This window comes from Shewanella sp. 1180_01, from assembly GCF_052850535.1.
The window spans coordinates 1-20,372 of record NZ_VXCT01000037.1 but is presented as its reverse complement, the minus strand read 5'-3'; the positions used below and the strand labels follow the sequence as shown (position 1 = coordinate 20,372).

The following is a 20,372-nucleotide window of genomic DNA, read 5'->3' as shown; positions in this document are numbered from 1 at the left end:
ATAATGAGTATCTTCAAATTTTTTGGCAATGATGAAGCGCGTGAACAAAGGGATGAAGAGCGTCAGCGCTATTTTCAGCTACTCGATAATAGTGGCAATAGCTTCATGATTGCTGACAGTCAGCGCAATATCATCTATGCGAATAAAGCCGTTGTCCGTTTGCTGCAAGAGGCCGAGGACGATATTCGTAAAGAGTTACCTCAATTTTCGGTCGCTAAACTGATCGGCAGTAATATTGATATTTTCCACAAAAATCCAGCGCATCAACGCAATCTATTAGAACGTTTGACTCAGTCCCATACTGCACAAATCACCATTGGCAAACGTACCTTTAGGTTGATTTTGACGCCAATTATCACGGCTGAAAATAAACACTTAGGCACAGGTGTTGAGTGGATAGATCGCACCGAAAGTATCGAAGCTGAGCGAGCAACTCAACGCATTCTTGAAGCGCTCAATAATACCAGTACCAACGTTATGATAGCCGATGCTAACCGTACGATCATTTATATGAATCGCTCGGTCGAAACTATGCTACGCCATTCTGAAAGTGAGATCCGGCAAGCCTTACCGCATTTTTCTGTGGATAAAATCCTCGGTAGTTCGATGGATATCTTCCACCGCAATCCTGCCCACCAGGCGAGTTTACTCGATAAATTAGACCGCAAATATGAATCGCTGATTAAGGTCGCTAGTTGCCATTTCCGTTTAACGGCCAGCCCAATAGTGTCTAAAGAAGGCGAGCGTTTAGGGACTGTGGTTGAATGGCTCGACCGCACTATTGAAGTGCAAACTGAGCAAGAAATTTCCCGCATTGTGACCGCAGCAGCAGCGGGAGATTTCTCCCAAAGGGCGGACACAAACGGCAAACAGGGCTTCTTCCTGATGCTGGCGAACAACTTAAATTCGCTAATTGAAACCTCGGACCGTGGACTACAAGATGTGGCCCGCGTGCTAATGGCGCTCGCGGATGGCGATCTCACCACCCGCATTTATAACGACTATGAAGGCACCTTTAATGATTTGAAAAATTACTCAAATCAAACGGCTGAAAAGCTATCCTTCATGATCCAAGATATCCAGCGAGCGGCGGATACCATCAATACCGCCTCGGCAGAAATAGCCCAAGGCAACGCCGATTTATCCAGCCGCACCGAAGAGCAAGCTTCGAGCCTAGAGCAAACCTCGGCCAGCATGGAGGAGCTCACAGGTACAGTGAAACTCAATGCAGATAACGCCAGTCAAGCCAATGCGTTAGCCTCCAAAGCTTCGGAAGTCGCGGTGGACGGTGGTGAGCTTATCCAGCAAGTGGTGCAAACCATGGCATCGATTAATGAATCGGCGCGTAAGATTGCCGACATCATTGGTGTTATCGATGGTATTGCATTCCAAACCAATATCTTAGCGCTTAATGCCGCGGTAGAAGCCGCGCGGGCAGGAGAACAAGGGCGCGGCTTTGCTGTGGTCGCATCAGAAGTGCGCAGCTTAGCCCAACGTTCGGCCAATGCCGCTAAAGATATCAAGGCATTGATTTCAGATTCGGTGTCTAAAATCGAGAGTGGCAACAGCCTTGTCGGTAAGTCCGGCGATACCATGAAGGAAATCGTCATCGCCATTAAACGGGTGAACGACATCATGGCGGAGATTGCTTCAGCCTCTAATGAGCAGGCCATAGGTATCGATGAGATCAGTAAAGCCGTAGTGCAAATGGATGAAATGACGCAGCAAAACGCCGCCTTGGTTGAAGAAGCGGCCGCTGCAGCTGAAAGTATGCAATCCCAAGCACAACAACTGTCGGACAGTGTTGCCAGCTTTCGCGTAGACGATGAGGATGAAGCCCCAAGGCACAGTAACGCGCGATTAGCAGCGCCTAAAGCGAAAGCGGTGAAACCCCTTAAGCAGCTACAACCTGTAGCAAGAGCAAGGGCTACAGATAAACCTAAAACCAATGCGATGAAGCCCATAAAGCAAGATCAAGATGAATGGGAAGAATTTTAATTGAGCGAAAATAAACCATTGGATCGAGAGTTTGCCTATACCTCGGTGCATTTTAATACCGCAAGGACGACGCTATATCGCTTAGCGGGGATCAAGCTCGCCGATAGCAAGGATGCTATGGTGTATAGCCGTTTAGTGCGACGGATTAGGACATTGAAATTAGCCGGATTTTCGGCTTATTTTGAGCACCTGTTAAGTCATGAAAACGAGCATCAAGAATTTATTAATGCGTTAACCACTAATCAAACGGCTTTTTTCAGGGAACCGCATCACTTTGAGGTGTTAAAACAGTATTTAATCGATAACCCTGATACGCGCAGGATCTGGTGTGCTGCCAGTAGCACAGGGGAAGAACCTTACTCAATAGCCATTGTCGTCGCTGAACATTTCAACAGTTTTAAAACGCCTATCGAGATCATTGCCTCCGATATCGACAGTGGCGTGCTTAAAAAGGCTGAAATGGGCATTTATCCCTTAGACAGGATCGATACTGTCAGCGATATCCGTAAGAAACGGTTTTTTCTCCGCGGACGCGGAGCACAGTTGGGGAATGTGCGCGTGGTGCCTGAATTAAAACAAATGATCAAATTTATTCGCATCAATTTACTCGATTCATTTTGGTCGTTAAAAACACCAGTCGATGTGATTTTTTGCCGTAATGTAATGATTTATTTTGATAAAGAAACACAGGAAGTCATTTTAAAACACATGATGAACTCCCTCAGCGAGGATGGGCTTTATATTGCGGGGCATTCTGAAAATTTCAACATGTTCCCACAAATTATCACTGCCGTAGGCCAAACAACCTATCGGCCAGTGAAGGGGCTCATGAGTGCTAAAACCTAATATCGAATATGCCATTTCAGAGCCTAATCGCTATCATGACCACCATTTTGGTTGCGATGCTGTGAAAATCTTGCCAGGCGAGTATTTTGCCACCCGTGAAGATACCATGATAGTGACAGTGTTAGGCTCCTGTGTGTCCGTGTGTTTGTATGATCCTAAGCTCAAAATCGGCGGAATGAATCATTTCTTATTGCCAAGCGATAACAGCAATTGCACAGGGGTGCTTGCCGACTCAGCCCGTTACGGTGTGTATGCGATGGAGTTATTAATCAACGACTTGCTCAAGCTTGGCGCGCAGCGTAATTCACTCGAAGCGAAAGTGTTTGGGGGGGGCAATATGTTACGTGGCTTTACCGTGCACAACATTGGCGAGCGTAATGCCGAGTTTGTGATTGAATATCTCAATCTGGAAAACATCCCCATAATGGCTGCCGATTTACTCGATGTGTATCCGCGCAAAGTGTATTTTTTCCCCCATACGGGCAAAGTAAAAGTCCGCAAAATTAAAGCTATGCATAACAGCACAATTCTTGACCGAGAAAGCGAGTACCGTTTACGGGTTCGTAATCTCCCCACGGGCGGCGACGTTGAACTATTTGGTGATTAAGTTATGACGATCAAAGTGCTAGTTGTTGATGATTCCGCGCTGATGCGCAGCCTGCTCGGTAAAATGATTGAGGCTGATCCTGAGTTGTCTCTGGTTGGGCAAGCTGCCGATGCCTTTGAGGCCAAGGATATGGTGAATCAATTTCGCCCCGATGTGATCACCTTAGACATCGAAATGCCTAAAGTGGATGGCTTAACCTTTCTGGACCGTTTGATGAAAGCCAGACCCACAGCGGTAGTGATGATTTCTTCGTTAACCGAGCAGGGCGCGGATGCGACCTTTAACGCCTTAGCCTTAGGCGCGGTGGATTTTATCCCGAAACCGAAATTAGACTCGCCCCAAGGTATCCATGATTATCAGGATTTGATTTTAGATAAGATCAAATCCGCCGCGAAAGCCAAAATCATCAAACCGCAAAAATTTGTTGAGCCAACACGCCCAGTGTCGAGTAAGCGGCCGGTATTGGCCAATACAACCCTAACCCAGCATGTAGTTGCGATAGGCGCCTCTACAGGCGGCACCGAAGCCATTTTGTATGTGTTACAGCATTTACCTGCGGCTATGCCACCGATAGTGATCACCCAACACATGCCTGCGGGTTTTATCCGCACTTTTGCCGAACGCTTAAATCGACTGTCGCGGATCACTGTTAAAGAAGCGGAGCACGGTGAGCGACTCTTACCCAGTTATGCCTATGTTGCCCCTGGCGATCATCACCTAGAGATCATCAAAGTGGGTGGCAGTTATAAAGTGAAACTAACCCAAGATGAAAAGGTCAGCGGCCACAGGCCGTCGGTCGATGTGATGTTTAATGCCTTGGCGCAATGTGCAGCGCCCAATATCAGCGCGATGATATTAACCGGCATGGGCAAAGATGGCGCCGAAGGTATGGTGGCGCTGCACCAAAAAGGCGTCACCACTTTTGCCCAAGATGAACAAAGTTGTGTGGTATTTGGTATGCCAAGGGAAGCGATAAAGTGCCGCGCGGTGGATTATGTGGTGGAGTTAGCGCAGATGCCGAGCAAACTTATTAATCACTTAAGCTCACTGTGATTGCTGCTTTTAATGAAGTTCAAAAGTAACCATCAATATGGCGGTGAGTCAAACCGAATGACATTAAGGCCTGATTCATGCGCAGGATGAGTGAATGGGTTTCAATCCTGCCCACTTGGTGAAAACACTAATTGATTTCGGCCTAAACGTTTCGCCTCGTACAAGTGCTTATCCGCCAGTAACAGACAATCTTGAAACTCCTCACATTCGTCCGAGAACACTAAACCGCCGCTGAGCGTCACCTTAAACTCGACGCCATCTTCGACAAAGACAATATGGCTAAAGCTCTCGCGGATCGCATTTAACTTAGCAATCGCCAGTGGTTTTTGCATATCTGGCAGCACTAACATAAATTCCTCGCCGCCATAGCGACCGGTAAAGTCAGTTTGCCGTAAGGATTGTTGTAGAAGATGGGCAAAGGCCAGCAACACCTTGTCACCACCGGCATGGCCATAGGTGTCGTTCACTTTTTTGAAGTGATCTAAATCGAACATGGCGATACAAACCTGAGAGTTAATTCGTTTAGCCACGTTATAGCAGCGCCTCGCGGCAACCAGAATCTGGGTATGGTTTAACAATCCCGTTAAGCTGTCGCGGCTTGCCGAACTGCGAATATCATGGCCACGTTGGGCGCGGGATATCACTTGCGCGACAAATAAACTCGGCGCGGTTTGCTTTGAAATTAAGTCATCTGATCCCGCTTGTATGATGCTGACTTTATTCTGCATCGTATCGTCAGAGCTCAACACGAGAATTGGGCTAGAGGTGTATTTATCCAGTTGGCGTATCATCTTTGCCAGCTCAAGCCCGTTCACCTCAGGCATGTATAAATCGAAGATGAACAGATCGGGTTCAAACTGCTCAAGGGCAGGTAAGACTTGCCCGGCGCTCGATAACCCTTTCACCATCAAACCGTGACTGCGTAACAGGCTTGAAAAATAATCCACCATAGATTGCTGATCATCCACCAGTAACACCTTCAAGGGCTGCTTCTCAGACATCTTGAGAGATTGATGGATTTTGCGCACCAATAAAGTGGTTTCCGCATGTTTAACAAAATATTCGCTAACGTTGGCACGAATGGCCAGCAACCGCATGTCAAAATCCCCGCGCGAGGATAAAACAAACACTCGGGTATTGTTCTTTTCAAACTCTGTGGCGGCTTCGAACAAGGCCTCTTCAGTCCAATCGGGCAGAATTAAATCCAATAGAATCAGATCGAAGGGCGTTTCATTTTGCACCACCAGAAAGCTCGTGAAATTCAAAAAATGCTGCACACTAAAACCGAACTCTCGCAGTTGCTTTGTGATCATTGCGCCGACATTACCATCGTCTTCTATGATGGCAATATGGTGATCATGCCGCGCCTTAGCCGGTTTATAGGGACTTTGCTGCATTTGCGCCTCCACCACAGGCGGCGACGGTTGACCGCGCATATTGTTTTGCAACAACTGGTGGAATAGGGTATCTAAGCCTTTGATAGTAGGAAGTTCGGGAGCTGGCGCATTGAGCAACCCTTTAAGCTGCAGCTCAAGTTTATCGACTATGTGTTTGGTATCCGACAATCCAAAGGTCTCGCTCGACCCTTTTAAGTTATGCACCTCTCGGTACACGGCAGACAGCATGTGTGCATTCCAATTCTTACGCAATGAAATCCACAAGGTAATGATTTGTTTCTTTTTATCCGGCAGTGCATGTAAAAACTGTCGTTTAAGTTGCTCTAACGAATCTTCAAAACTCATAGGCAATAGATATCCTAAATGATTGAGCCCTAGGTTTCTCCGTGTGGTCGCTACCTCGGGACGATAAAACCCGTTTATACTGAAATTGACACTGTTTTCAACAGAAGGATGTAACAGATTCAACCAATTGCACGTATTTTCACACAGACTAATAGAGTGTAAACCACTGCGAAAAAAACGACGGGGAAATGCACAGATGCTACCCGCCTAAATAGACTTCCTTTTTCAATCGCCAATACTCGGGTTGTGATATAAAACAGCAAAACGCAAAATTTTTTCTGCAAAACAGCAGGATAATGATGATGTGTATTTTGTATCAAAAGTGATTGTGATAAGTTAGCGTCATTAAAAACAATCACTTGTTGCAAAAGGATTTTTGTCAGTGAGCATAGCGTTTTATAATGGCCATGCCGTAACACTCTCGGCGCAGTATTTGTCTAAAACCTTTGAAGAAGTGCATTCAAGTTGGTTACATCATCTTTTGCCGATCCTCGCGAGAGACAAACTATCGATACTGGATGTGGGAGCAGGCTCTGGGCGGGATGTACATTATTTAGCCAAAAAGGCACAGGACAAAGAGACGCAAATTTTTGCAATCGAACCTGCTATTGCTTTAGCGAAAATGGGGCAGGTGTTAACGCGGGATCTACCCGTTCGTTGGATTGAGGATGGTTTACCTCAGCTACAAAAAGTGGCTGGCCTAGCACAACAGTTCGATCTGATTTTACTCAGCGCTGTGTGGATGCATTTATCTCCCTCTGAGCGCCCACTAGCACTAGCAACACTCTCACGTTTACTCAATTCAACGGGACTTTTAGTCATCAGTTTGCGCCATGGTCTAAGCCCCGATGCCCGCGTTATGCACCCAGTCAGTGCAGATGAATTGCTCGCACTGGCTGCAGATTGCCAGCTAGCACTCAAAGATTCGAGTCAAGATGAAACTGACAAACTCGGTCGCACGCAAGTGCATTGGCAGACCCTCGTATTTACACCAAAAGCCGTCCCAAACGTTACTGTTCCCGAAGCAAACGCCATTATTAAGGGTCGTCATCATGCCGATTGATGCGAGAAGACAAGTTGAATTTATTAGCTATTTACAACGTCTGTTGGTTGAAGGGGATTTTGTTGCAACATACAAATTTGCCTTACTGCATGCGATCGCAGATGTCTGCATCGAACGGCCATTAATACTCAATGCCGATCCTGAACAGAAAACCCTAATCAGTATTGATGAGCTAGTAGAGAAGTTTATTGAACTCTATTGGCAACACTCTTTACCTTTTGGTGCTGTTAATGCGCATTTTGTTCTACTTCAAAATAATGGAAAGCAATCAGCCTTAATCAACAGTTTGATTGAGCTACGTAATCAAGGCGTTAACAGTTTATCCCAGTTAAAAGCGCATCTTAGTTATCCTGCTCTATTGAGTAAAACGCGCGGCACCGTTAAAGAGGGCCCGTTATGGCGCTTACAAATTTTGTCCCGAAACGCAGATTGTTTTCTTTATCCCCATGATAAAACAAAAATTATATCGAGTTGAATCCGGGTATCGCATTCTGCTTCAGGCGATTTCATGATTTAGTGGTGTCATTAGCTCGCACACAATGGGTGCAGAAAATCGCCGAGTTTCCCGCAAATCAGGTCGTTATTGGCAATAAAGGCAATTTAAGCGAGTTTCTATTTGGCAGTGACCGACAGACGATCACTCACGCTAGACCTGTGCTGCTTGATATCCAAAAGGGCCAATGCTTTTATTGCCATAAGTCATTAAAAGAAACTGGCGAAGTGGATCACTTTATTCCTTGGGCACGATATCCTAATGATTTAGGGCATAATTTTGTCCTCGCTCATAGCAGTTGCAATAACAATAAACGCGATCATCTTGCCGCACAGCGTCACAAAGATAACTGGTATGAGCAAAACATTATCCAGCATGGCCAAGCGTTACATTCTGAACTCAGCCGATATTTCGTCTGTGAAAGTGATCGCTCCGAAGCCATCACCACTTGGGCCTATCAGCTTGCAGGGCAAAATCGCTCACCACTCTGGCTCGATAAAAAAACCTTAGTGCCTTTTAACGCGATAGATAATGATTTATCGAGCACAGCAATTTAGAAACAAAGAAGTAAGTAGCGTTTATTCAGTCTCAGAATCTTAATTATCTGATTTTTAAAGGAAAGGTATGACAGAGTTACTAAAAGGGATTTTTTCAGTTTCACTTATTTTGTTGGGTATGGGAGCGATTTTAGTCCCTATGTTTTTTGTTATACGACATAGAGACAGAACGGTAAAGCTGCCTATTGATAGGGAAAAGTTGAACAGATTGCCTGGTTTTGGCATTCAAAAACAGATCCAAGAGCTGCAATTTAATATTCTGAGCGCAATGCTCATGTCGGTCATCGTTGTCACCATTCCGTTTGCATTTGAAGGATTAAGGGGATACCTCGACAAAGGAACATTTCCTTTGGCATTTGTTGGATTCATTGTACTCGGCCCAATTTATTTTGTGGTCAAAACCTATCGTAGTATGACTCGATTGACTAAGTTACGTTTGGGGCATACGGCCGAATTAGCGACCGCAGCCGAACTAATGCGTTTGCAGGGATTGGGTTATCAAGTTTTCCATGATATTCAAGCCGATGGTTTTAACATTGATCACTTAGTCGTGGGGATTAATGGTGTGTTTGCCATTGAAACTAAGGGGCGGCATAAGTGGTACAGTGATAAGAAGAATGAGTCAAATGGTGGGCAACATAAGGCACATGAGTTGTTTTACCGTGATGGGAAATTGGTGTTTCCGTCTTGGACAGAAACGGCACCGATTGAACAAGCTCAACGTCAAGCTAAGTGGGTGAGTGAATGGCTCACAAAGGCTGTAGGCCAATCTATTCCGGTAATGCCTGTACTCGTATTTCCCGGGTGGATGGTGAAGTCACAAACTAAACCCCCGTTTCCTATCATTAATCATAAGCAAGTCGCTATTACACTTCCTAAGATGAATGCCGCTATATTCACTCAAGAGCAAGTGAATGCGATTGCTTATCAAATTATGCAACGTTGTTTGCAGGGCAAGCCATAACTCTCTTCAGATTTTTAAATCATTATTTAGCCCAATAAAAAAGTCGTCATTGGATAACCAATGACGACTTTTTAATGCGATAACGCTGGGTTAATCAGCGTAAGTTAGCCTAATATTATGCGCTTTTTCTCGCTTCCATTTCAGCTTGGCTTGAAAGGTACTCATCGAAGGTACCTTGGAAGTTAATTATTTTTTTATCTTTAATATCAATGATACGTGTAGCGAGTGACGATACAAACTCACGGTCATGACTGACGAATATCAAAGTGCCTTCAAAATCTTTCAACGCATTATTGAGTGCTTCGATGGCTTCCATATCCATGTGGTTAGTCGGTTCGTCCATGATTAGCACGTTGATGTCTTGCATCATTAACTTACCGAATAACAAGCGGTTTTTCTCTCCGCCTGAACAGTTACGCGCTTTCTTGTTCGCATCATCTTCGGTGAACAGCAGACGGCCTAACATGGCGCGTACCATAAGATCGTTATGCTTGGGTTGGCGCCACTGTGACATCCAATCCATCAGCGTGTAGTCATTATCAAATTCGTCACTGCTGTCTTGCGGGCAGTAGCCGATTGATGCGTTTTCTGACCACTTGATCACGCCTTTATTGTGTTCTAGATCATTGACTAAGCAACGTAGGAAAGTGGTTTTACCCACGCCGTTCTCGCCGATAATCGCTAATTTTGCACCGGCTTCGAGGATTAAGTCGCCGCCTTCGAATAGCAGCTCACCATCAAACCCGTGGGCCAAATCTTCAAGGATCAGTGCTTGGCGATGCATTTTCTTACCAGCATCGAAACGAATAGAAGGGTGGATACGGCTTGATGATTTCACTTCATCAAGCTTGATTTTGTCCATTTTCTTCGCGCGCGAGCTGGCTTGTTTTGCCTTAGATGCGTTGGCACCGAAGCGGTTAACGAAGTCTTGCAGCTCTTCGATTTCAGCACTTTTCTTGGCGTTACCTGACAATAATTGTTCGCGCAGCAATGCCGATTGTGCGAGGAAGTATTCGTAGTTACCTGGGTAAATGCGCAATTCGCCATAATCGATATCCGCCATGTGGGTACAGACGGCATTTAAGAAGTGCCTATCATGGGAAATAATGATCATGGTGCACTTACGTTTGTTCAACTCGGTTTCTAACCAGCTAATGGTATGGATATCCAAGTTGTTGGTTGGTTCGTCGAGCAGCAGAATATCTGGGTTGGCGAACAGCGCTTGGGCTAACAAGACCCGCAATTTCCAGCCCGGTGCCACTTGTTGCATTAGACCGTAATGGAAAGATTCTTCAATACCCGCTTCGAGCAGAATTTCACCGGCGCGACTTTCAGCGCTGTAACCATCCATTTCGGCAAATTCACTTTCAAGATCGCCAACGCGCATGCCATCTTCTTCAGTCATATTCGGATTGGCGTAAATGGCATCGCGTTCCTGTTTGACTTTCCACAGGGCAACATCCCCCATGATCACCGCATCGATCACACTGTATTGTTCAAAGGCGAACTGATCTTGGCTTAGGGTACCGACTTTTAAGCCGGGCGTGATGGACACATTGCCAGAGGTTGGCGCTAAAGCTCCGCTGAGGATCTTCATAAAGGTCGATTTGCCACAGCCATTCGCGCCGATCAAACCATAGCGGTGACCATTGCCAAATTTCGCTGAAATGTTTTCAAACAATGGCTCAGGGCCAAACTGCATCGTGATGTTCGCGGTAGAGATCAAAGGAGCTTTCCTAGGTATTTGCTAACGGGGATTGTGACAAACAAGCCTCAAAATGAAACATGCGCTTCACCCACTCTAAGCCAAAACATTAAAGTTGGGATAATAAGGTCGCGGAGTATACAGACTAAGGGCTAAAGATGCGAGCAAGTATGTGATGCGCAGCTATAAATCGAGCCGTTTCAGTTGCGTTTATTTTGAGGATGAGAGAAGGCATTAGCGGTTTATCGGCAAAAAATGGCACAGGTTTGAGCTTGCTACTGAGTGAAGGTCTGTTAAGTATCTCTTATCTAAGCGTCTACCTATGAAGTCTCTATATAAAATGCCTATCTATGAAGTGACATCTATTAAGTGTGTAGTGCTCTCTATTAATGATAGGTGCCGATGCTAGATTCAAGCCTTCATGGCGACTTGAGGCGCGGTGGATTTCATGCGCTAAAGCCAATGCTAAACCCTGACAGAGCAAATAAAAGGAGGCGTTTAGCTTATTTACCGTTATTATTCCCGCAGTTTTGCTGAAAAAGCAGATTTTGCGGCTAATATAGTTAACTGCTCTATATGCAAGTTTTGGGTCTATAAGATTAACGATTCAAGCATATAACGCTGCATGCTAGTGCCGTCACTTAACGAAACGAATAGCTGAGCGAGTGCCATCATTCGCCTAGATGGCTTAAATGACTTAAGTGATTTTAATGGCTTAATTAAATAATGTTATAGCTGTCATAGCCCGTTTAGTCGCAAATTCAGTAACTAATTTGATAACTCAATACCGTAAACTAATACAGTAAAATCAGCCAATTGGGCTGAATTTGGAATTCCCATGATACAAGAGCAACAGAACAACCCATTACACGGCCTCAAACTCGAGACAATGATCACTGAGTTAGTCGATTTTTACGGTTGGAAAATTTTATTCGCGGCATTAAAGCTAGGCTGCTTTAACACCAACCCGACCATTGAGGCCAGTGTCATTTTCCTCAAAAAAACCGAGTGGGCGCGGGAGAAAGTGGAAAACTTCTACCTGTACCGATTTAAGCGTATGCCTAAAGCCGTCGGTGAGCAGTTTGATCTTAAGCCACGTGAACGAGGTTTTGCCTCAGGTATCGCGCCGCGTAAACCGATGGAACTGACATTAGCCTCTATCGCTGAAATGCAGGCCAAAGCCAGCGCCGAGTACGAAGCGGGTAACCGCCGTCCAAACTCTGGATATGGCTCAGGTAACTCAGGTAAAAGCGCAGGCAAAAAACCTGCGGGTGGACGCGGAACAGGTTCTGGCTATGGTTCATCGAATCGCAGCTCACAGCGTCGAAACGAACCCAGAAACGATTCAAGAAATGATTCAAAAATGACAGAGCGTTCAGGACCTGGCCCATCGACGGATGACAACGATCCGTGGGGCACTAAACGCGGCTAATCCCATGTCTGCCGAATTGAGTTGGCATGGTTTTTCACAGGCGTTAGTTTTGCACTCGCTATTTTCACGCATGCGATTTGCCGTTGTTTCTACGGTTTGCTGTTTCATGCTAGTAAGGAATGAGTGTTGTATTAAGGTCGCTCTGGTATGAGTTAGCTTTTACATGAGTAGACTTTAGTTCCTGAGTTGATTTTTACAAGGCGTGGCTTTTGTAAGCGTCGGTTTGAAGTTATGGCTCTGACTGTTTGATAAAACGTCTGATTTATCGCCTGATTAAATGAAAAAAGGTTAACCGTAGTTCACGGTTAACCTCTTTTTTATGACTAACTATTCACTTTATTGCATGAGGGTTAGAAAATTCTCGGGGGTTATAGTTTTAGATTTGCATATCGAGCGCATAATGAGTGAATGCCACAATTTACAATCAAATAGCGCCAGTCGCTCACTATTACGCCAAGTTAAAATAACTCACTTACGAAATCAGCCCTAAAACTTGCTTTAAACGCGAATGCCAAAGCTCATGCTAAGTACTGCTCCCAAGGTTTAGTTCAAACCTTTCATCCAAAGCACAAAAGCCTTTTCTACACTTTTCATTTGTCAATTTTTGTCACTTGATGCTTTTTGCGCTGTGCCATTTTGTCAGCAAACTGACCTTAGTGGATGTTGAGTTGTTTGACTATGCTGCTCCAAGGTAACCATTTAAAAGCTTGGTTGGCATCGGGTAAGTGGTTGTGACCGTCTTGTACCACCAGCATCCCCTGTTGCCAAACTCCACTACCGACGGGCAAATGCGTGACGGCTAGCCCATCGGTTTCGGCGCTGCCGTCGATGCTGGTTTCGCGGCCGTTTTCCATCCCGTTCAATTTCACGCCAATGCGGAAACGTCCTACTTGGGTATAAGGCGCGCTTGCTTGATAAAGCAGATAACTGTTATTGCCTTGGCTCGAGACCACCAGCAAATCTTGTTTTTTGCCGTGAATGCTCGCACCTTGGTAGAGTGAAACCCCTTCAACATCGGTAGCTTTGAATCACAACCCGCACCTCACGTTGTGACTCATTCTACTTTTCATTCTGTCATTCCGCGCCAAGGTCACTTTCAATCGCCACGCTATGCACTGTTTGCAAGTGAATATAGGCTCGGGTTGGCGGCGGGCATTCGTTTGTCGCTGATGCGGGAAAACTTAAGTTTGCCAGTGATGGCAGAAAAACTATCGATGAGCCCTGCGACCTTAAAGCGCCGCTTGGCTGAAATGGATTTAAGCTTTGGCCAACTCGCCGATGAAACACGTTTAATCAAAGCCCTGTATTATTTAGCCACACCTTCGCAGGACGCTCACAGTATTGCCAATTCACTGTCCTTCAGCGACGCCAGTAATTTCAGGCGTTCTTTTAAACGCTGGACAGGCCAATTACCCACCTATTTTCGCAGCTGGCTGGCTTAAGTCATAAGCGAGTAACAAGATGTCCTGCCTGTATTTCCAAGCATATTTTTTGTTTTTATTTATTCAAAGCGTGAATTTAGGTGAGAAATTTGTCGGCATTATATGTTTATAATTGAATATTTAACGCATAACCAATCAATTTCACCATTAATGGTTATTGCGCAAGGCTCATAAGCGTTATGCTGGCTGAACTGTGATTCCGCTGAGTGAGTGGCGAGTGATTATGGTAATGATTTTACCGGATGAATAACTAGACACTTTTTTATTGTCGCCATTTTGACTGTGCCATGGTCTCAGATAAACAATGCCATTTATACTCACTTTCCTATTGAAAAAACGTGGTGAATATTAAGCTGAAATGGAGCAACTAAGTGGTGAGTGACGAAAATATCACTGGACTTTATTTCATCGAGGGACTTAAGCGCATTTGGATTACTTATACATATAGACATCCAGAGCCAATAGATGACATCGACCATACGACATATATGGAGCTGCTAGATAAAGTAAAAAATACAGATGGAACGCGATATGATTTGTACACCTATCTCCTATCAAAACAAAACAAGTGCACAGACATTCTCCAATTTCTTAAAACACACCCGCACAGAGAATAACCTTTCCCAAGAAGATTTATGTGGTTTGCTCAGGCAAAAAAGCTGTCTGTTCGATACCTTAGATTCCATCACGATTAGCCGTTGGGAGCGAGGGGTTAACATCCCATCCCTTGCTAAACAGTCTGAAATTGTTGAAATATTTGGCTCTGAACTCTTTGATATTTATCGGGAGGATAAAAAGTTTATCAACGAAGGCTTAGCTTTGATTAATCTTTTTGAGTCCAACATAGAACGCAGTGACCATCCGTACTACCGCAATACGCCTTATCGTGTCGAATTTATCGAGAGCCACCATCATAACTTCATGGCGTTACTGCAACTCAGCTTGGTTTATGAAAGTAATCCGCGTTTATCCTTTGTGAGCCGTAACTTATCTCAACCGTTTTTCCATGGTCTGTCATTAGTTGTTGCGTTTAGCTCGGGCGATCAGATAGTCGGACATAGTCTGTTTTGTCGCACTCAGGGCAAAATTGCCCTCGAATTTATGAATGATGAGGTGGACTTATTCGAGGTGATTAACCATAACAGCCAAACCTTACCAGATACCTTGATGGTGTTCTCATCTTTTGGTGTGACTCCCTATATTGAAAACTACATGATGTCTGTTTATCTCAATGAATTGGCTGCGAGTCGCTCACTCAAGTTTTTAAGTTTTAATATCTGTGATGAGTCATTAAAACGAAAGTTAACGCAATTTAAGTTACCCATTTTCAAAGTGAGAACGATAGAAGGTTGCTGCAAACCGATAAAAAACTATTCGTTTTTTTCCAGTCGCACAGAGGTGATGGCAAATCGTAATCTACTCAAGCTTTCCGTCATTCCTTCATCAAAATCCCAAACGATCGATCCCATTTTCTTCATGCAGTTAGAGACCCCTATATGAATATTCTCATCATAGATGATCAGCGCTTTATTCGAGAAACCATGAAAGCCGATATCCATAAGTTCTTGGTTGACGATAACGTGCAGATCTATGAAGCCTGTAATGGTAATCAAGGCATAGAACTGATTATTGACATCGAAGTGGTGCTTGAGTTGATCATCATAGATCTCAAGATGGACCAAGGAGATGGAATCGCAGTCATCAATATGTTGGCCTCCGAGCCCCGTTTTGCCGCGATTCCGATTGCGGTGATCAGCTCCTCGGATAAACGGACTTTAGAGCTGGTGGACAATATCATCACAGTGCTGAGGCTCAACTTGCTGGGGGTATTTGCTAAGCCTATCAACGTGAATGATATTTTAACGCCATTGTTAGAAGCATCCACGGATAGACATCATGCGCATCAACATCAATCGATGGTGCAAAACAGGGCGGCCAATATCAATGTGCGGCAATTGCTTAAAGATGAACAATTAATTCTCTGCTATCAACCTAAGATCAACCTAAAGACCAAGGAAATCATGGGTTTTGAAGTACTGTCGCGGCTTTGCGATCAATCCAATGGCTATATTTATCCCGACGTTTTTTTGCCACTGGTTAATCAACAAGGGCTGAATAGCCTGTTCTCGCGGATGGTCATTTCCCAGGCGTTGCAATGTTGGTCGCGTCAACCTTTGCTGACGGCGTTTGCGCTGTCGATTAACATTACCGCCGACGATCTGACCTGCGATGAACTGATTGAATTCATCATCGAATGTGGCCGTGAGCATAAACACATCCATTTGATTTTAGAGCTCACTGAGTCGCAAGAGATCATCAATCAAGATAGAGTGCTTAACTCAATTGCACGGCTGATCATCAACAATATCGATATTTCCCTCGATGATTTCGGAAAAAGTTATTCCACTTATGATCGTCTCGATGCCATTCCCTTTAAAGAAATCAAAATTGATAAAAGTTTTGTCTCCGATATGGATATTAATCATCAACATTATCTCATTGTGGAGTCCACCATAGCGCTTGCGCAGAAGATGCACGTAAAGGTGGTTGCCGAAGGCGTTGAGACAAGCGCAATAGAAGCGATTCTTTCTGAACTAGGCTGCGATGTTGCCCAAGGCTATTTATATAGCCCGCCAGTTGAAGGTCGTTATCTGATTGATTGGATTGCGCAATACAATAGGGAATGCCTAACCCATGGATACTAAGTCAATAATTGATAATGAGTTAACACTGGCCTTATCGACATTTTTTGAGCAATACAGCCAAGAACAGCAATCGCGGCTGCGATTAACACTTATCGCAGAGTTGCAGCGTATGCGACTCGAGCTAGAAAAATGTAAGTCCAATGACAGTATCGAGGCCCTAACACATCAATTCGTGGGGATTGCTCGCTATTTGCAGCTTAAGAATACCGTGCCTATGGCTAATTCTTGCGAGCGAGAACAGTTCAAACATCAGCTAAACGATTTACTTAATGCCGTAATGGATTACGCCAATGAGCGTTAAATACAGTGCTTGCATCAATATGTTCAGTGGCTTATGGGTCACAATATTAGTACTGTGGCTAACCTTGTCCCACTCGCTGTATGAGTTTGACGCTATTTACGATAAAAAAGCGCAGGCGGTTTTTACTTCCTCGCGGGATATGTTCTTACAACATAAGATCATGTTGGATGCGCTGAAATCTTTTTTTCACGCGTCGAGTAAGGTGACGTCACAGGAGTTTGAGATTTTTGCCAAGGATTTACTTAAAATCAAATCTGCCGTCGCTTTTACGCTGACCCCCAGTCTTGAACTGGCCTATATCTCAGATAAAACGATGGCTACTGAGCTTAAACAGATTGAGTTAGTCAAGAATCTTAAAGGAGAACTTAAGGCGAGCCTTGCCAATTACACTTTGGCTGTGGTGGCCATTGATGAGCCAAATATGCCTTATCTCGTTTATGCCGTTTCTCATCAGCGGATACTCGCGCGAATCGAACAAGAGCAGGGCGTTTGCATTACCTATCAATTTGAACAGTCATTTGAGCAGTCCTTACTGCAAAACTCATCCTGCACTCTTAAGTTAGCCAGCGGCCTATTTTCATTATTTAATTACTCTGATAGCCAAACCTTAGCTATCCCAGAATATCAAACCCGAGTGAGTTTACAGGTACAATATCAAGTGCCACAAAAAGAAGTTATCGAGCTTATCGTGATCATCCTACTGATTGCAGCCCTTGGCATAGTGTTGTCCTTCCTTTTGTACTTTAAGTCTAAAAATCAGCAAATTGTGGAGCAAATTAAGCTCGACAATCGCGCTAAATTAGCCGTGCTTTCGAGCATTAATCATGAGATCCGCACCCCAATCAATGCCATTCTTGGCTATAGTCGCATGCTAAAAAAAGCCCTCTCACAACCACAGGAACTGGATAAAATCGTCGATAAAATGGCCTGGTCTGCCAACTTACTCTATTCGGTTGCCGAAAATACCTTAAATTACAGTAAGGCAGAAGCTGGGCAGTTAAAACTGAATTTACATTCGGTGAACTTACACGAGTATGTGGGCAATATTCAGGACTATTATCGTGCATTTAGTGCAACCTCCGGCAAACGTTTACACATTGTAGTAAGTGAGTCTTTGCCGAAGTTTATCGAACTCGATGGGACTAAGTTATTCCAACTCATGACCAACATTATCAATAATGCGTTCAAATACAGTACGGGTAGCGAAGTGCATTGCTATATGGATTTACACCTTAAAGCGAATGCTAAAAATCAGCGCCCTGTGCTTAGGGTGCTGATCCGCGATTTTGGCGATGGTATGTCAAAGGAAGCGCAGCGCGCTTTAGTCGATCCCTTTATGCACGCCGCTAACTCACCTATTGCCGCGACATCGGGTATGGGACTCGGGCTCTATACGTGTAATCGATTGCTTGAGCAGATTGGCGGTCGGTTTAGGCTGCGCAGTCAAAAGGGCAAAGGTACCACAGTGTTACTGCATTTCCCCTGTCAGCTCAGCGCAGTGAAAGAACGATTAACACTTCAATATGATCAACAAAAAGTGCTGATCATAGATGACAATCTGTTTAATCTTGAAATTTGTCGCGCCATGCTGGAGCACTATCATTTTCAAACCTTCAGTACTGATAATACAGAGCAAGCACTGAAGATGTTGGTTAACCATTTGCCACAGATTGTCATTGTGGATTATCGTTTACAAGACATGAACGGTTTACAACTGGTCAGGCAGATGCAGCAAGTATTACAAAACCTGGTGAGGGATAGCCCTATTGAACATCACTGTCGTTTCTTTTTACTCTCCGCGAATGACTGCGATGATATTCCCGAATTAGCGTCATTTCCTGAGGTGCATTTCATGCAGAAACCTTTTAGTGCCGAAGTCTTTCTCAGCAAATTAGCGGTAAAAGAGTAAACCATCAACATATTGAATGTTATATAAAAATATGATTTGCTGACTTCATCCAATTGGTACTGAAATACTGCAAATATCTTTGCAGTTAATGTGTAATCTAAGGTATAAGCGCTGTGATCCGCTCAGAACACTGCTACGCTAAACATATCTAAGTTCTTATTTAAATTTGTCACTGCTAGGAAGGCCGATGGATAAGAAACCCCTTGAATTGGTTTACCCATTTATAACGGAAGCTTTGCGGCTGAGCGAGAATGGTCTAGCGGTGTTAGACAAGCATAATCATTTTATCTTTTATAATAATACCTTTGCGAAAATGTTTGGTTTTGTTGATCAAGACATGGTCGGCAAGCATTTTGACGACATGATGCGCTTTGCCTTTACCCATAAACAGGGACCGAAAATTGAGCATGAAACCATAGAGGAATGGCTCGAGCTTATTCATGCGAATCAACGTAAATCGGCTTTTAGACGTTTTGAAGTGGATCTGGTCGACGGTAGCTGGTTGCAACTCTCGGAGCAGGTTTATCACAATGGCGATATGGTCATTGTTTGCACTGATATCACCCAGTTAAAACAGGTCGAATTTGCCCTCAGGAATGCGCAAACTGAGTTAAATCGCCTCGCGCTCACCGATGAGTTAACTGGGATTGCCAATCGGCGGCACTTTTTTCAGCAGTTAGAGCACGAAATCAAACGCTTGAGTCGCTTACAGTTGCCATTATGCCTAGTGATGATGGATATCGATAATTTTAAACTCGTCAATGATCGCTATGGCCATCAAGTCGGTGACAAAATCTTGCAGCATTTTACCCAATTCATCAGCGCCCGAACCCGTCCCTACGATATTTTTGGCCGCTTAGGCGGTGAAGAGTTTGCTCTGTTACTGCCAGAAACCACGGTTGATGCGGCCCAGAAAATCGTAATGCGTATGATGTCATCCCTTGCCAATGAAGATATTTCTGCAATCGTGGCTGATTTTCAATATCAATTTTCAGCAGGGGTTAGCGCATTAACCCCTGTGATTATTCACCATGGAATCGATAACAGTGCTGATATTGCAGATGTGGAGCAGGTTGCATTGCCTGTCGAAACAGGAAGTCAGTGCCGCTCGGATGCTGAAAAGCTGGTGGCCGAGGCGGATAAAGCGCTCTATCAAGCTAAAACCCTCGGGCGCAATCGCGTGGTGATATGGGACGATGTGATGTTAACGGGTAACCTGCCTAGCTGAGAAAAGTGCATATTAATCAGTATATTATTTATTCATGGCGCCAGTCATCCATGTGTAACTAAGACTGAGCCGCTAGCCCAGCGTGTCGCTAATCCAACAATAAAACTCAAAGTTGACAAAAACCTGCGCTAATCCAAAAAAAGAAACACGCTTAGTGGGAACAGTACTCATCACACTACCAAGCATTCGCTTAACTTAGTGTTGTACTCAAAACGACGTTTTGTTCCTTTGGTTTTTCACCTAAAATAGCCGCCATATCTGTCCACATTGCTTTAGCCTTCAAGGGAAACTGTGTTAATCAATCAGCAATATACCCGCCATGGACCC

The 20,372-nt window shown here is 44.4% G+C and carries 16 protein-coding genes and 1 pseudogene; 14 read left to right on the top strand and 3 right to left on the bottom strand.

The window, feature by feature from the left end:
* Nucleotides 1–3: 3 nt before the first annotated feature.
* From FW758_RS17045 to FW758_RS17030, 4 genes are read left to right on the top strand one after another with little or no spacing between them, the layout of a single operon-like run.
* Nucleotides 4–1,998 carry a methyl-accepting chemotaxis protein gene (locus FW758_RS17045; RefSeq protein ID WP_446446004.1) on the top strand — a complete coding sequence of 665 codons (1,995 nt, stop codon included), beginning with the start codon at nucleotides 4–6 and terminating at the stop codon, nucleotides 1,996–1,998.
* On the top strand, nucleotides 1,999–2,844 hold the full coding sequence (locus FW758_RS17040) for a CheR family methyltransferase (protein ID WP_446446003.1): 846 nt from the start codon (nucleotides 1,999–2,001) through the stop codon (nucleotides 2,842–2,844).
* Complete coding sequence (gene cheD, locus FW758_RS17035) at nucleotides 2,831–3,451, top strand: chemoreceptor glutamine deamidase CheD (protein ID WP_446446002.1); 621 nt, start codon at nucleotides 2,831–2,833, stop codon at nucleotides 3,449–3,451. Before FW758_RS17040 ends, cheD begins: the two co-directional genes overlap by 14 nt.
* A 3-nt stretch (nucleotides 3,452–3,454) precedes the next feature.
* The gene (locus tag FW758_RS17030) at nucleotides 3,455–4,504 is read left to right on the top strand and encodes a protein-glutamate methylesterase/protein-glutamine glutaminase (protein ID WP_446446001.1); all 1,050 of its coding nucleotides are present in this window, start codon (nucleotides 3,455–3,457) and stop codon (nucleotides 4,502–4,504) included.
* 101 nt (nucleotides 4,505–4,605) lie between these two features.
* On the opposite strand, the gene FW758_RS17025 is transcribed toward FW758_RS17030, so the two are convergent.
* On the bottom strand, nucleotides 4,606–6,246 hold the full coding sequence (locus tag FW758_RS17025; RefSeq protein WP_446446000.1) for a diguanylate cyclase: 1,641 nt from the start codon (nucleotides 6,244–6,246) through the stop codon (nucleotides 4,606–4,608).
* Nucleotides 6,247–6,628: 382 nt separating this feature from the next.
* Between FW758_RS17025 and FW758_RS17020 the strand changes: the two genes are divergently transcribed.
* The 3 genes and pseudogenes from FW758_RS17020 to FW758_RS17010 all read left to right on the top strand — a co-directional run bounded on the left by FW758_RS17020 (nucleotide 6,629) and on the right by FW758_RS17010 (nucleotide 9,323).
* Nucleotides 6,629–7,309, top strand: coding sequence for a class I SAM-dependent methyltransferase (locus FW758_RS17020; protein WP_413473341.1), 681 nt, complete (start codon nucleotides 6,629–6,631; stop codon nucleotides 7,307–7,309).
* Nucleotides 7,299–8,359 (top strand): annotated as a pseudogene (locus FW758_RS17015) (HNH endonuclease). Before FW758_RS17020 ends, FW758_RS17015 begins: the two are co-directional and overlap by 11 nt.
* Before the next feature lie 67 nt (nucleotides 8,360–8,426).
* Nucleotides 8,427–9,323, top strand: a complete 897-nt coding sequence (locus FW758_RS17010) for a nuclease-related domain-containing protein (protein WP_446445999.1) — start codon at nucleotides 8,427–8,429, stop codon at nucleotides 9,321–9,323.
* Nucleotides 9,324–9,438: 115 nt separating this feature from the next.
* On the opposite strand, the gene FW758_RS17005 is transcribed toward FW758_RS17010, so the two are convergent.
* Nucleotides 9,439–11,049: an ABC-F family ATPase gene (locus FW758_RS17005; RefSeq protein ID WP_446445998.1), complete on the bottom strand. Its 1,611-nt coding sequence runs from the start codon at nucleotides 11,047–11,049 to the stop codon at nucleotides 9,439–9,441.
* A gap of 817 nt (nucleotides 11,050–11,866) precedes the next feature.
* Here FW758_RS17005 and FW758_RS17000 point away from each other — a divergent pair.
* Entirely contained in the window at nucleotides 11,867–12,460 is a 594-nt protein-coding gene (locus tag FW758_RS17000) for a VF530 family protein (protein WP_446445997.1), read from the top strand.
* 653 nt (nucleotides 12,461–13,113) lie between these two features.
* Here FW758_RS17000 and FW758_RS16995 read toward each other — a convergent pair.
* A complete protein-coding gene (locus FW758_RS16995; protein WP_446445996.1) occupies nucleotides 13,114–13,419 on the bottom strand; it encodes a phytase in 306 nt (101 codons plus the stop codon).
* A gap of 90 nt (nucleotides 13,420–13,509) precedes the next feature.
* On the opposite strand from FW758_RS16995, the gene FW758_RS16990 reads away from it, so the two are divergent.
* The 6 genes from FW758_RS16990 (at nucleotide 13,510) to FW758_RS16965 (ending at nucleotide 20,045) form a co-directional block, all read left to right on the top strand.
* The gene (locus tag FW758_RS16990; protein WP_446445995.1) at nucleotides 13,510–13,902 is read left to right on the top strand and encodes a helix-turn-helix transcriptional regulator; all 393 of its coding nucleotides are present in this window, start codon (nucleotides 13,510–13,512) and stop codon (nucleotides 13,900–13,902) included.
* A 531-nt stretch (nucleotides 13,903–14,433) separates the two neighbouring features.
* Complete coding sequence (locus FW758_RS16985) at nucleotides 14,434–15,402, top strand: helix-turn-helix transcriptional regulator (protein WP_446445994.1); 969 nt, start codon at nucleotides 14,434–14,436, stop codon at nucleotides 15,400–15,402.
* The gene (locus FW758_RS16980) at nucleotides 15,399–16,607 is read left to right on the top strand and encodes an EAL domain-containing protein (RefSeq protein WP_446445993.1); all 1,209 of its coding nucleotides are present in this window, start codon (nucleotides 15,399–15,401) and stop codon (nucleotides 16,605–16,607) included. The genes FW758_RS16985 and FW758_RS16980 overlap by 4 nt, the downstream gene beginning before the upstream one ends.
* Nucleotides 16,597–16,908 carry a hypothetical protein gene (locus tag FW758_RS16975; protein ID WP_446445992.1) on the top strand — a complete coding sequence of 104 codons (312 nt, stop codon included), beginning with the start codon at nucleotides 16,597–16,599 and terminating at the stop codon, nucleotides 16,906–16,908. Before FW758_RS16980 ends, FW758_RS16975 begins: the two co-directional genes overlap by 11 nt.
* Nucleotides 16,898–18,817, top strand: coding sequence for a hybrid sensor histidine kinase/response regulator (locus FW758_RS16970; RefSeq protein ID WP_446445991.1), 1,920 nt, complete (start codon nucleotides 16,898–16,900; stop codon nucleotides 18,815–18,817). Before FW758_RS16975 ends, FW758_RS16970 begins: the two co-directional genes overlap by 11 nt.
* A gap of 187 nt (nucleotides 18,818–19,004) precedes the next feature.
* Nucleotides 19,005–20,045 carry a sensor domain-containing diguanylate cyclase gene (locus FW758_RS16965; protein ID WP_063882949.1) on the top strand — a complete coding sequence of 347 codons (1,041 nt, stop codon included), beginning with the start codon at nucleotides 19,005–19,007 and terminating at the stop codon, nucleotides 20,043–20,045.
* Nucleotides 20,046–20,372 lie beyond the last annotated feature (327 nt).

What these genes read in the sequence shown, in the direction of transcription:
- FW758_RS17045 (WP_446446004.1), top strand. Translation starts at nt 4, where the DNA reads ATGAGTATCTTCAAATTTTTTGGCAATGATGAAGCGCGTGAACAAAGG.
- FW758_RS17030 (WP_446446001.1), top strand. Translation starts at nt 3,455, where the DNA reads ATGACGATCAAAGTGCTAGTTGTTGATGATTCCGCGCTGATGCGCAGC.
- FW758_RS17025 (WP_446446000.1), bottom strand. Translation starts at nt 6,246, where the DNA reads ATGAGTTTTGAAGATTCGTTAGAGCAACTTAAACGACAGTTTTTACAT.
- FW758_RS17010 (WP_446445999.1), top strand. Translation starts at nt 8,427, where the DNA reads ATGACAGAGTTACTAAAAGGGATTTTTTCAGTTTCACTTATTTTGTTG.
- FW758_RS17000 (WP_446445997.1), top strand. Translation starts at nt 11,867, where the DNA reads ATGATACAAGAGCAACAGAACAACCCATTACACGGCCTCAAACTCGAG.
- FW758_RS16985 (WP_446445994.1), top strand. Translation starts at nt 14,434, where the DNA reads ATGATTTGTACACCTATCTCCTATCAAAACAAAACAAGTGCACAGACA.
- FW758_RS16980 (WP_446445993.1), top strand. Translation starts at nt 15,399, where the DNA reads ATGAATATTCTCATCATAGATGATCAGCGCTTTATTCGAGAAACCATG.
- FW758_RS16975 (WP_446445992.1), top strand. Translation starts at nt 16,597, where the DNA reads ATGGATACTAAGTCAATAATTGATAATGAGTTAACACTGGCCTTATCG.
- FW758_RS16970 (WP_446445991.1), top strand. Translation starts at nt 16,898, where the DNA reads ATGAGCGTTAAATACAGTGCTTGCATCAATATGTTCAGTGGCTTATGG.
- FW758_RS16965 (WP_063882949.1), top strand. Translation starts at nt 19,005, where the DNA reads ATGGATAAGAAACCCCTTGAATTGGTTTACCCATTTATAACGGAAGCT.